Below are 12168 nucleotides of genomic sequence, written 5' to 3' on the forward strand. Positions count from 1 at the left end.
CTTACCCCTCGTAAACGGCGCGCATGATGCGATCGGGGAATTGCCCCATGCAGCCCTCGACGGCATTGTTGGTCATATTGAGAACCGTCAATTCTTGGACGGGATCGATGAACCAGTTGTGGCCATAGACGCCACCCCAGCGGACGGTGCCCGGCGATTGCGGACTCATCGCCGCCCAAGGCTCCAGCACCACAGCACCGAAATAGCCGAAACCGCAGCCAGGATCCGAGCGCAGGTCGCCGATCCGGTTGCTCAGCGCCATCCCGACCGTTTCCGGCTTCATCACGCCCTTGCCGCCCCGCCGCAGCGCTTCAAGGAAGGTCATGATGTCATCCGCTGTCCCCGCCATCCCGGCGCCGGCGGATTGGTATGCGTGCGGATTGAAAATCCGCGACGGCGAGAAACCAACGGACCCCTCCGCGTCGCCATTGGGGAAATAGGGATCGGGCATTCGGATCGCCACAGGATTACCATCCGCATAGGGCGTCGCCAGCCGCTGGACATCAGTCACATGAAAGCGAGTGTCAGCCATACCCAGAGGCCCGGCGACATGCGCGACGACCGCCTCTTCAAGGCTTGATCTGCTGACGGCGGCGATCGCAGCGCCGAGAATGTCGGTGGCGATCGAGTAATTCCACTGCGTACCGGGCGTGAATGCCAGTGGCAGTTGATTGAGGCGGCTGAAGTTGCCTGCGAAATCAAGATCCGTATTCGACAGGCCGCAATTGACAGCAAGGTCCGCTGGCAGATGCTCAAGCGCCGGATCGTAAGTCAATCCCGACGTATGCGTCAGGAGATGATGGATGCTGATATCAGCCGCCGCACCGTCTGGCGCCTTCGGCTGGAACCACGGCAGATATCCCGAGACCCTGTCGCTAAGACTCATCATACCCCGGTCGATCATGGCAAGCGCGGCTGCCGCGACAATGGGCTTCGTAACCGATGCCAGACGGAAGATCGTATCGAAGGTTACTGGTTTTCCGGCCTCCCGATCGGCAAAACCGGCGGCGCGGCGGAAGATCGGCTCGCCATGCTGGAAGCCGAGCACGACGGTGCCGGTAATCCGACCCGACTGCAGAGCCTCGTCGATGACTTCATTCAGTCTTTGCTCGACATCCATGACTGGGCTCCAAAGCAGGTTTCAAAACAAAAATGCGGACCATCTCTCGACGATCCGCATTTCGATTTCAAGCCCGCGATGCAGCGGTAATCAGGCAACGGCCCTTGCCAGCGCACAACGCGACCAGAGCTGGTGAAGCGCTCCAACCAGATGGTCGATATCCGCATCCGAATGCAGCGGCGTCGGCGTGATACGCAGGCGCTCGGTCTTCTTCGGCACGGTCGGATAGTTGATCGGCTGGACGTAGACGCCGCAATTGTCGAGCAGCAGGTCCGAGATCCACTTGCACTTGGCCGCATCGCCGACAATCACCGGAACGATGTGGCTGGGGTTGTTGAGGTGCGGAATACCATTCTTGTCGAGCAAATTGCGCAGGCGGCGGACGCGTTCCTGATGGGCGAAGCGCTCGACCTGGCTGACCTTAAGGTGCTGGATCGAGGCAACGGCACCGGCCGCCAGCGCCGGTGGCAGCGCCGTCGTGAAGATGAAGCCGGAGGCAAACGACCGGATGAAATCGCAGAGGGCGGCCGAAGCAGCAATGTAGCCGCCCATGACGCCGAAGGCCTTGCCGAGCGTGCCTTCGATCACCGTCAAGCGATGCATCAGGCCTTCGCGCTCGGCAATGCCGCCGCCGCGCGGACCATACATGCCGACGGCATGGACTTCATCGAGATAAGTCATCGCACCGTACTGGTCGGCGAGGTCGCAGATTTCCTTGATCGGCGCGATATCGCCGTCCATCGAATAGACGGATTCGAACGCAATCAGCTTCGGCGCGCGCGGATCGGCTGCCTTCAGCTTGGCTTCGAGGTCAGCCACCGAATTGTGCTTGAAGATCACCCGCTCGCACTTGGAGTGGCGGATGCCTTCGATCATCGATGCGTGATTCCCGGCGTCCGAAAAGACGATCACACCGGGAATCTTCGAACAGAGCGTTCCGAGGGCTGCCCAGTTGGACACATAGCCGGAGGTGAACAGCAGTGCGGATTCCTTGCCATGCAGATCGGCAAGTTCGCGCTCGAGAAGAACGTGGTAGTGGTTGGTGCCAGAAATATTCCGGGTGCCTCCCGCACCCGCGCCACACTGGTCGATGGCGAGTTTCATCGCCTCGGTGACCTTGGGATGCTGGCCCATGCCGAGATAGTCGTTGGAACACCATACGGTGACGTCCTGCTTTTCGCCTTCAGCGTTGTAGCGGGTCGCCTTGGGAAATTGTCCCCGCTGGCGCTCCAGATCGGCGAACACGCGGTAGCGGCCTTCCTGATGCAGGCCGTCCAACTCGCCTTTGAAGAAACTTTCGAAATCCATCATCGTCTCCAGAACCTTGCCGTCTTTTTGATCCAAAGACCGTCTGCGTCAACCTCTGCGAGGGTGATCGCGGCCAAGTGCGGCAAAAGGCCCCTAATTTTGAACAGTTCCAAACTATCCTTACCGGTTTTCATTCCATCCGACATGATTTGAGTCAAGTCACTAGAAGAAGGGACGGGTTGCCCCGTCCCTATATTCTGTTTCAAAAATAATACGGAAATGCCTTACGCCGCCGCGACTGCGCGCTTGGCCATCACTTTTACGAGATTGGCGCGATACTCCGAACTGGCATGGATGTCCGAGAGCAGATCGGACGCATCGACCGTCACACCGGCGAGCGCATCCGCCGACCAGTTTGTAGCCAGCGCCGCCTCGATGCCATCGTGACGGAACACGCCGTCGGCGCCTGCCCCGGTCACCGCCGCGCGGACCTCGCCGTTGCCACGGCGCGCGACGAAGACGCCCGTCATGGCATAACGCGAGGCCGGATTGCGGAACTTGGCATAGGCCGCTTTTTCCGGAGCATCGAAGGTAACCGCGACGATGATCTCTCCCTCTTCCAAGGCCGTTTCGAACAGGCCGGTAAAGAAGTCTCCCGCCTTGATCTCGCGCGCATTGGTAACAACGACGGCATCAAGCGCCAGAAGTGCCGCCGGATAATCCGCTGCCGGGTCATTGTTGGCCACCGAGCCGCCGATCGTTCCCATATGGCGGACATGCGGATCGCCGATATGATGGGCGAGATCGCAGATCGCCGGGCAGACGGCCTTCAGTTCCACCGAGGACGCCACGTCATAATGCGTCGTTGCCGCACCGATCCGCACGCTTCGTCCGTTCACCGAGATCCCCTTGAGGTCCGGAATATGCCGGAGATCGACGAGATCGCTCGGGGATGCGAGACGCTGCTTCATCGTCGCGATCAGCGTCATGCCACCAGAGAGATATTTGCCCTCCTCGGTCCCGGATTTCAGTTTGACCGCATCCTGAACCGAGGATGCACGGTGGTAGTTTGTCGCGTACATGGTTTTCTCCTCCGGGTTCAGTTGGCGGCGTTGATCGCGGACCAGACCTTCTGCGGCGTTGCCGGCATGGTCAGGCTGTTATTGCCGATCGCATCGGTGATGGCGTTGATCAGGGCCGGCGGCGAGCCGATCGCACCCGCCTCGCCGCAGCCCTTGATCCCCAACGGATTGGAGGGGCATGGCGTGTTCTGGTGAGACAGCTTGAAGGACGGCAGGTTGTCGGCACGCGGCATGGCGTAATCCATGTAGCTCGCGGTGATCAGTTGGCCGTTCTGCGGATCGTAATGCACGTTTTCCAGCAGCGCCTGACCGATCCCCTGCGCGATGCCGCCATGCACCTGGCCCTCGACGATCATCGGATTGATGATATTGCCGAAATCGTCGGCGGCGACGAACTGGATGATCTCCGTCGTGCCAGTTTCCGGATCGACCTCGACCTCGCAGATGTAGCAACCGGCCGGGAAGGTGAAGTTGGACGGATCGTAGAACGCGCCCTCCTTCAATCCCGGCTCCATGCCGGCCGGAAGGTTGTGCGCGGTGTAGGCGGCCAGCGCCACCTGGAACCAGGGCAGCGCCTTGTCCGTACCGGCCACCTTCAACTCGCCGTTCTCGATGACGATGTCGCTTTCGTCAGCCTCCATCAGGTGGGCAGCGATCTTCTTGGCCTTGGCCTCCACCTTGTCGAGCGCCTTGACCACGGCCGACATGCCGACGGCGCCGGAGCGGGAGCCATAGGTGCCCATGCCCATCTGCACCTTGTCGGTATCGCCATGAACGATGTTGACGCTGTCGATCGGAACGCCCAACCGATCGGCGATCAGCTGGGCAAACGTGGTCTCATGCCCCTGGCCATGGCTGTGCGATCCGGTCATCACCTCGATCGTGCCGACGGCATTGACGCGAACCTCAGCCGATTCCCACAGGCCGACACCGGCACCGAGCGACCCGACCGCCGCCGACGGCGCGATGCCGCAGGCTTCGATATAGCAACTCATGCCGATGCCGCGCTTCATGCCGCGCCGGGCGGCCTCCGCCTTGCGGGCGGCAAAGCCGTTCCAGTCGGCGGTTGCCATCGCGGCTTCCAGCGACGCTTCATAATCGCCGGCGTCATAGTTCATGATGACAGGTGTCTGGTGGGGGAAGCTGCGGATGAAGTTCTTTCGGCGCAGTTCGGCCGGAGAAATGCCGAGTTCACGCGCCGCCGTCTCCATCGTGCGTTCCAGAAGGTAGGTCGCTTCCGGCCGCCCGGCGCCGCGATAGGCATCGACAGGAACGGTATTGGTATAGACCGTCCGCACATTGGCGTGGATGGCCGGAATGGCATATTGGCCGGACAGCAGCGTCGCGTAAAGATAGGTCGGTACCGCCGAGGAGAACAGCGACATGTAGGCGCCGAGATTGGCGATCGTATCGACCTTCAGCCCGGTGACGCGATTGTCCTTGTCGAAGGCCATCTTGACCGTCGAGACATGATCACGGCCATGCGCATCCGTCAGGAAGGCTTCTGTGCGATCGGACGTCCATTTCACCGGAACGCCGGTCTTCTTGGAGGCCCAAAGACAGACGATTTCTTCCGGATAAATGTAGATCTTCGACCCGAAACCGCCGCCGACATCCGGGGCGATGACGCGCAATTTGTTTTCCGGCGCGACATTGTAGAAGGCGCTCATCACCAGCCGCGCCACGTGCGGGTTCTGGCTTGTGGTGTAGCAGGTGTAATGATCCTCGGCGCTGTCGTAGATGCCGAGCGTGGCGCGCGGCTCCATCGGGTTCGGCGCCAGCCGGTTGTTGTGAAGCTTGATCTCGGTCACGTGAGCAGCTTCGGCAATCGCCTTGTCGGTCGCGCCGCCATCACCGATCTGCCAATCGAAGATCAGGTTGTTCGCAGCCTCTGGATGGATCTGCGGCTGGCCGGCTTCCAGCGCCTTGACCGCTTCGGTCACGGCCGGAAGCACATCGTAATCGACCACCACGGCTTCCGCCGCATCGCGCGCCTCGCCGAGCGAGTCGGCCACGACGATGGCAACCCCGTCGCCGACGTAACGGACGGTATCATGGGCCAGCGGACGCCAGGCGCCCATGTTCATCGGCGAACCATCCTTGGAGTGGATCATCCAGCCGCAGATGAGATTGCCTATCCCGTCGGCCTGCAACTGCTTGCCCTCCAGCACGCCAATCACGCCGGGCATGGCACTCGCGGCGGAGATATCGATGCTCTTGATCTTCGCGTGGGCGTGGGGGCTGCGTACGAAGAACGCATATTTCATGCCCGGAACGCTCATGTCGTCCGTGTACCGGCCCTTGCCGGTGAGAAACCTTTTGTCTTCCTTGCGCGCAACGCTGGCGCCAATGCCTTCAACACCCATGCTTCATCTCCTCCAGAAGAGCGAATAGCGAATAGTGAGTAGCGAATGGGGAGAGTTCGAACCGCGACTGTGCCGCGCAGCGGCCATCTATTCGCTATTCGCTACTCCCTAATCGCTTGCCTCATTCGGCAGCCTGCTGCACGCCACCCATTTCGGCGGCAGCGGCAAGGATCGATTTGACGATATTGTGGTAGCCGGTGCATCGACAGATATTGCCGTCGAGTTCGGCGCGAACGGTGGCTTCGTCGAGATTGGCGCCATGGCGGCGGATCATGTCGACGGCGGTCATCACCATGCCCGGCGTGCAGAAGCCGCACTGCAGGCCGTGGTTGGCCTTGAAGGCCGCCTGAACCGGATGAAGGTCGCCACCACCGGCCAACCCCTCGATCGTGGTGATCGTCGATCCCGCAGCCTGGGCTGCCAGAATCGTGCAGCTTTTCACCGAACGGCCATCCATATGGACGACGCAGGCGCCGCACTGGGTGGTATCACAGCCGACATGGGTTCCCGTCAGCGCCAGGTTTTCCCGCAGGAAATGCACCAGCAGGGTGCGGTCCTCGCACTCGGATCCGACCTGCCGGCCGTTGACCGTCATTTTCACTTTTGCCATCTCGCTCCTCCGAGGTTGGTCGTACCAACACGAGCGGCTGTCGGGCAGATAATTCGTTCCCGCGACAGAACCGCGTCAACTTTCATGCCATCACCGCGGGGCCTTCTCCTCAAAGCGCTACGGCATTCGCATCATTTGTCTTTTTTCGGCTTGCCGCAACCGCTACTTTCAATCTGGTTTGAAAAATCTCACGGGGCTTGAAATTTACTCCAACTCTGATGTGGTTGGACGCAGCTGTGCCACAGGGAACTGCGTCTTCAGCGTCCGTTCAGCTTCTATGCTATTCTCTTGTGATCACGGGGATTTTGCAGGATGTCTGTAGACTTTCGCAGACAGCCATTTATCTTCGAAATTGCAAGTTCGACCGGAGGGGGCCTGAACCGCCCACCCTCCATCTCAGGGGAGAAACGGACAGCGCGGACATCAGATCCTTCGCGTCCAGATTGGAGAACCAATGAAAAAGGCCATCGTGCTTGTGCTGCTCGCTTTATCCGTCGCGAGTTGCACGCAGACTGAAAAGGGTGCCGGTATCGGCGCGGTTTCCGGCGCTATCATCGGCGGCGCGATCACCGGTGACGTGCGCGGCGCAGCCGTCGGCGCGGCAATCGGCGGCGTTTCCGGCGCTGTCATCGGCCATGTCACCGAACAGCCCGGCCAGTGCTACTACCGCGACCGCTACGGCCGCCGCTACATCGACGATTGCCCGTGATATAATCTGCTGGTTGCTGCCAGCCCGAATGGACCCCGGAAAGCTGAAACAGCTCTCCGGGGTTTTTCATGCGCTCAGCTTTTCCCGCTGCTGGAAAAACCACATGGCCAGGGCAAGCGCCTGATTACCGAGAAAGCGCCCGATCGGCAGCCGCCACTGATGCGCACTGGCAAAGACATCGAAATCCCGCGGATCTCCCGTCATGGCCGCCGCCATGATTTCACCGACGATGTGTGAAGTCGCGACACCGTGGCCGGAATACCCCTGCGCATAGAAGACGTTTTCCGTGACACGGCCGAGTTGCGGGATGCGATTGATGCTGATGCCATCCTGTCCCTGCCACGCGAAATCGATGCGGATGCCTTTTAATTGCGGGAAGGTTTTCTCGATCGCGGGACGCAATGTCTCCGCGACATCCGAACTCTCCCGCCCGGTATAATTCGTGCCGCTGCCGAACAACAGGCGCCTGTCGGCGGTGAGCCGATAGTAGTCCAGCACGAACCGGGTGTCGTAGACGGCCAGATCCCGGGGATTGAGCGCATGGGCGACCTCATCCGAAAGCGGCTCGGTGGTGACGATGCCGAGCGTAGCGGGAAAAAGCAGGCCGGAAAGCTTGCCGCGTGCCAGCCGGTGTGAGGCATTGCCGGCGATCAGCACCTTGTCGGCGCGGACACTGCCGCCGTCGGTAATGAGTTCGACGCGTTTGCCGTAGCGGATTTCGTTCACCCGGCTGTCCTCAAAAATCCTGGCACCGAGGCTACGTGCAGCATTTGCCTCGCCAAGGCAGAGGTTGAGCGAATGAACGTGCATGTTGCGGCGATTGATCAGGCCGGCGGCATAGAGGTCCGTGCCGACGACATCGCGCACAGCCGATCCATAGACCATCTCTACCTCATCGCCCATGCCATGCGCGACGGCAGCCTTGTACATGCCCTCCAGTTCCGGAATATGCGAGGGCTTGAACGCCGCATGCATATGGCCGGATTTCAGGTCGCAGCGGATCGCATATTTCTCGACGCGGCGGCGGATGATGTCGTGCCCGCGCCAGCGCAGGTTCCAGACGAAATCCTCCGCGCCAGCCCCCAGGACACGACGGAATTGCTTGAGCATGGCCTGATCGCCCGAGAGCGACCCGGTGATCTGACCGCCATTGCGGCTGGAGGCGCCCCAGCCGATGCGGTTGGTTTCCAGCAGGGCGACAGAAAGGCCCTTTTCCGCAAGCTCCAACGCGGTCGCAACGCCCGTAAAACCGCCGCCGATGATGGCGACATCGACGTCGAGGCTACCGGCGAGCCGCCCGAACGGTTCGACCGGATTGGCGGTGGCGGCGTAGTAGGACTTGCAATAGTTTTCGGCCATGGCGGACTTCTTCGGCATTTGTATTTGGAGATCGTCAGACACTGACCCGATAGGTCGAGATTTCGAAATCGGTCACCTGTGCGGCAAAGACGTCCTGCTCCTGTTGCTTGCAGGCCGCAAAGCAGGAAACAAACTCCGGGTGCAGGATCCGGCCCAGGCTCTCCGTGGCCGAAAAACGCTCCAGCGCTTGGCGCCAATCCTTGGCGATCTTCGGCAATTCCAGCTCATGCGAATTGGTCCCGACGGGCTGAGGCGGGCTCAGCTTTCGGGTAATGCCATCGAGCGCGCCGCCGAGAATCGCAGCGAAGACAAGGAACGGATTGGCGTCGGCACCGGCGACACGATGTTCGATCCGCCGGGCGACGTGCGGGCCTGCCGGAATGCGCAGCGCTGCCGTGCGGTTTTCATAGCCCCAGCCGACCGTGGTCGGTGCCAGTCCGCCCGGCGCGAGACGGCGGTAGGAATTGAGATGTGGGGCAAAGACCAGCGTCATATCCGCCATGCTTTCCAGCAACCCGCCGACAGCCGACAGCATGAGATCGGATCCACGCTCCGTGCCGTCATCGAAAACATTGCGACCATCTGCGTCCAGCATGGAAAAATGCACATGCAGGCCGTTGCCGGCATAGCCGGGATAGGGCTTGGCCATGAAGCAGGCAAGGGAGCCATGGCGGCGGGCGACGTTGCGGATGATATGCTTGAAGTAAAGGGTGTCTTCCGCCGCCTTCAGTGCATCCGGCTGGTGCATGAGGTTGAATTCGAACTGCCTCGGCGCCCCCTCGGCGATCGCCGCATCCACCTCGATCCCGCAAGCCGCAGCGACCGCGCAGACCTCGTCGAGAAACGGCCCCACCTCGGCCAGTTCCTCCAGCGAATAGATATTGTCGATATCCTTCGGCGGACTACCCGGACCGCCGGATGCGGGCGTCGGCCGATCCTGATCGGGATCGATCAGGTAAAACTCCAACTCCGCCGCGACGACAGGCGTCAGGCCGATCGCGCTGTAGCGTTCGAGAATGTCGGCCAGCAGATGCCGCCCATCGGCGAAATAGGGCTGACCATCCTCCTTGCTCATCCACATCGGCAGGACCGGTCCGGCAAAACCGAGATTAAGGGGACCACGGCCGGTCGGGACACAGACCCCATCCAGATCGCCGCGCTCCATGGTCAATTTTGTGCCGGCGACATCGGTGCCCCAGATATCCACGCCGATGGACGAGAGCGGCATGCGAATGCCGTCCTTCTTCAGCTTGCCGATCTTGCCGGCGGCGACGCGCTTGCCGCGCAGGATGCCGTTCATGTCGGTGATGGCAGCATAGGCATGGCCGTCCGGCACCTCGATATCGGCCTTGTCTGTCAGCGAAATACGAGGTGCGGTGTTCATTCCCCAAGCTCCATGCTTTGTGTCTGGCCGACCATACTGGAACTCCTTTGGGGAGCAAGCGGCGACACCTACTGTCGATGTCAAAACGATTGGTGACAGACGATAGAATCGATCCGACATCGTGGCTTTTTGTTTCCGACGCGTCACAGTCGCCTTGGTTTTTCAACAAAATCCGGCTTCGAGTCTTCATCAATCGGACAATGCTGTGTAGGGTCGCCGCTCATCAGGGGCGACCCTGTCATGCAATGAGACGTTTGCCATGACGGCGGGCGAATGTTGAAACTGGCCTGGACAGCGAATGCGGAAACGAATGCGTCTGCCGATTGTGGGTGTTGCGTATCGGAAGGCTGGCACTGCTTTTGCGGTCGCGGCTCTGGTTGCCTGCGGCCCGCTTTCCGTGTCCAACGCCTATGCCTTCAAGATTTTCGGCATGAGCTTCTTCGAAAAGGAAGAGGAAGCGAACCCGGTCGTCGATCCCGTCAACTACAGCCTGACATTGACCGAAAATTCCGGCGACGAGGACCTGAAGGAAGCGCTGGAAAACAGCTCCCGCCTTTTTCAGGACAAGGACGAACCGGTCTCCGGAAATCTGGGCCTTGCCATCAAGGCTCGCGACGATCGCGACCGGCTGCTGGCTGCGCTCTATGAGCAAGCGCGCTATGGCGGCGTCGTGACCGTGACAATCAACGGCCAGGACATCGACAGCCTGCCGCCGGATCCCGTATTCCCGAATGATACCCCCGTTCCCGTCGAGATCACCGTCACACCCGGCCCAACTTTCACCCTCGGCGAGGTCGTGCTGAAAAGCGATGCCGTGGGCAAGCGGCCGGATGAATATCTGAAGCCGGGCAGCCGGGCGGACTCGACCCTGATCATCAAGGCCGGCGAAAAGGTCGTCGAGGACTTGAAGGAAGAAGGCCGACCGCTCGCCAAGCTCACCGACCGCAGCGTCGTCGCCGATCACGCCTCTAATACCGTCGACGTCACCATCGCGGCTGAAGGTGGACCGGTCGCGCCGGTCGGTGCTGTTTCCGTCGCCGGCACCAAGACGGTCGATCCCGAATTCGTCGCTGAATATTCGCGGCTGAACGGCGGCGATCCCTATTCGCCCGAGGAAATCCGCAAGGCATCCGAACGGTTGCGCCAGCTTGGCGTGTTTTCCAGCATCACCATCAAGGAAGCCACGGTCCTGGCGCCGGATGGATCTCTCCCGATGACGATCGAGGTCTCGGAAGGCAAGCACCGCTATTTCGGAGCCGGCGCACAATATTCGACAACGGATGGCTTCGGCATCCAAGGCTATTGGGGCCATCGCAACCTGTTCGGCCGGGCGGAATCGCTACGCCTCGAAGGCTCGGTCAGCCGAATCGGCGAAACCACCGATGTCGGCAGCCTCGACTATTCGGCGGGCCTGATCTTCGCAAAACCCGGCGCCTTCGGTCCGACCACCACCTTCAATGCCAGCCTGAAGGCGCAGCTTCTCGATCCAGACGCCTACAAGGCCACCATCTTCACCGGGGCTGCGGGCGTCACCGCCGAACTGTCACAGACCGATACGCTGTCGGTCGGCGGCGAACTGCAATGGGCCGATGTCGAGGATGCCTTCGGCACCAATGAATATCTGACGGCGGCGATCCCGATCGAATACATCCGCGACACGCGCGACGACAAGCTGAACCCGACGGAAGGCTACCGCGCTTCGATCAACGCCAAGCCGAGCTACGAGATCGACAGCCAGACCTTCTTCAGCTCCATTGAAGGCTCGGCGTCCGCCTATCTCGGCCTGGGTGAGGAAAACCGCTTCGTGCTGGCCGGCCGGCTCGGCATAGGCACGCTGATTGGCGGTGATGGCCTCGCTTCCATTCCAGCCAATCGGCGCTTCTATCTCGGCGGTGGCGGTACCGTGCGCGGCTACTCCTACCAGGAGATCAGCCCGCGCAACGGTGACGACGATATTCTCGGCGGCCGCTCCTATGTCAATGCCACGGTGGAAGCGCGCATCGGCATCACCGAAAAGATCGGCCTCGTTCCCTTTGTCGATGTCGGCACGGTTTCGGCGAAGACAGCGCCGGACTTTTCGGACCTGCGCGCCGGCGCCGGCCTCGGGCTGCGCTACAACACGCCCTTCGGACCGATCCGCCTTGATGTCGCGGTACCGCTCAACGCCTATCCCGATGGCACGAAATACGGAATCTATGCCGGGATCGGCCAAGCCTTCTGATTGCAGGCGCAATCGACACGACCTGGAACCGGATGCGAAGCCCCGGGTTCAGGCAGATGCAATTTCACC

The 12168-nt window shown here is 61.0% G+C and carries 9 protein-coding genes; 2 read left to right on the forward strand and 7 right to left on the reverse strand.

Annotated features, from left to right (window positions below; genetic code table 11):
* Position 1 precedes the first annotated feature (1 nt).
* The 5 genes from ASG68_RS05885 to ASG68_RS05905 all read right to left on the reverse strand — a co-directional run bounded on the left by ASG68_RS05885 (position 2) and on the right by ASG68_RS05905 (position 6426).
* On the reverse strand, positions 2–1120 hold the full coding sequence (locus tag ASG68_RS05885; RefSeq protein ID WP_062577530.1) for a serine hydrolase domain-containing protein: 1119 nt from the start codon (positions 1118–1120) through the stop codon (positions 2–4).
* Between the two features lie 90 nt (positions 1121–1210).
* Positions 1211–2428, reverse strand: coding sequence for a 5-aminolevulinate synthase (gene hemA, locus ASG68_RS05890; protein WP_062577532.1), 1218 nt, complete (start codon positions 2426–2428; stop codon positions 1211–1213).
* Between the two features lie 224 nt (positions 2429–2652).
* Positions 2653–3450, reverse strand: coding sequence for an FAD binding domain-containing protein (locus tag ASG68_RS05895; RefSeq protein WP_062577534.1), 798 nt, complete (start codon positions 3448–3450; stop codon positions 2653–2655).
* Positions 3451–3467: 17 nt separating this feature from the next.
* Positions 3468–5816, reverse strand: a complete 2349-nt coding sequence (locus tag ASG68_RS05900; protein ID WP_062577536.1) for a xanthine dehydrogenase family protein molybdopterin-binding subunit — start codon at positions 5814–5816, stop codon at positions 3468–3470.
* Between the two features lie 121 nt (positions 5817–5937).
* A complete protein-coding gene (locus ASG68_RS05905) occupies positions 5938–6426 on the reverse strand; it encodes a (2Fe-2S)-binding protein (RefSeq protein ID WP_062577539.1) in 489 nt (162 codons plus the stop codon).
* A gap of 454 nt (positions 6427–6880) precedes the next feature.
* On the opposite strand from ASG68_RS05905, the gene ASG68_RS05910 reads away from it, so the two are divergent.
* Positions 6881–7135, forward strand: coding sequence for a glycine zipper domain-containing protein (locus ASG68_RS05910; protein ID WP_062577541.1), 255 nt, complete (start codon positions 6881–6883; stop codon positions 7133–7135).
* 66 nt (positions 7136–7201) lie between these two features.
* Here the strand turns inward: ASG68_RS05910 and ASG68_RS05915 are convergent, their stop codons facing one another.
* Together ASG68_RS05915 and ASG68_RS05920 are read right to left on the reverse strand one after the other, a co-directional pair.
* The gene (locus ASG68_RS05915; protein WP_062609169.1) at positions 7202–8494 is read right to left on the reverse strand and encodes an NAD(P)/FAD-dependent oxidoreductase; all 1293 of its coding nucleotides are present in this window, start codon (positions 8492–8494) and stop codon (positions 7202–7204) included.
* Between the two features lie 34 nt (positions 8495–8528).
* Positions 8529–9878, reverse strand: a complete 1350-nt coding sequence (locus ASG68_RS05920; protein WP_062577543.1) for a glutamine synthetase family protein — start codon at positions 9876–9878, stop codon at positions 8529–8531.
* A gap of 298 nt (positions 9879–10176) precedes the next feature.
* On the opposite strand from ASG68_RS05920, the gene ASG68_RS05925 reads away from it, so the two are divergent.
* Positions 10177–12099: an autotransporter assembly complex protein TamA gene (locus tag ASG68_RS05925; RefSeq protein ID WP_156373948.1), complete on the forward strand. Its 1923-nt coding sequence runs from the start codon at positions 10177–10179 to the stop codon at positions 12097–12099.
* The last annotated feature ends 69 nt before the right edge of the window (positions 12100–12168 follow it).

Origin of the sequence: Rhizobium sp. Leaf453, from assembly GCF_001425605.1 — a bacterium.
Taxonomy (GTDB): Bacteria; Pseudomonadota; Alphaproteobacteria; order Rhizobiales; family Rhizobiaceae; genus Pararhizobium.

What these genes read in the sequence shown, in the direction of transcription:
- ASG68_RS05925 (WP_156373948.1), top strand. Translation starts at nt 10,177, where the DNA reads ATGCGGAAACGAATGCGTCTGCCGATTGTGGGTGTTGCGTATCGGAAG.
- ASG68_RS05900 (WP_062577536.1), bottom strand. Translation starts at nt 5,816, where the DNA reads ATGGGTGTTGAAGGCATTGGCGCCAGCGTTGCGCGCAAGGAAGACAAA.
- hemA (WP_062577532.1), bottom strand. Translation starts at nt 2,428, where the DNA reads ATGGATTTCGAAAGTTTCTTCAAAGGCGAGTTGGACGGCCTGCATCAG.
- ASG68_RS05915 (WP_062609169.1), bottom strand. Translation starts at nt 8,494, where the DNA reads ATGGCCGAAAACTATTGCAAGTCCTACTACGCCGCCACCGCCAATCCG.
- ASG68_RS05920 (WP_062577543.1), bottom strand. Translation starts at nt 9,878, where the DNA reads ATGAACACCGCACCTCGTATTTCGCTGACAGACAAGGCCGATATCGAG.
- ASG68_RS05910 (WP_062577541.1), top strand. Translation starts at nt 6,881, where the DNA reads ATGAAAAAGGCCATCGTGCTTGTGCTGCTCGCTTTATCCGTCGCGAGT.
- ASG68_RS05895 (WP_062577534.1), bottom strand. Translation starts at nt 3,450, where the DNA reads ATGTACGCGACAAACTACCACCGTGCATCCTCGGTTCAGGATGCGGTC.
- ASG68_RS05905 (WP_062577539.1), bottom strand. Translation starts at nt 6,426, where the DNA reads ATGGCAAAAGTGAAAATGACGGTCAACGGCCGGCAGGTCGGATCCGAG.
- ASG68_RS05885 (WP_062577530.1), bottom strand. Translation starts at nt 1,120, where the DNA reads ATGGATGTCGAGCAAAGACTGAATGAAGTCATCGACGAGGCTCTGCAG.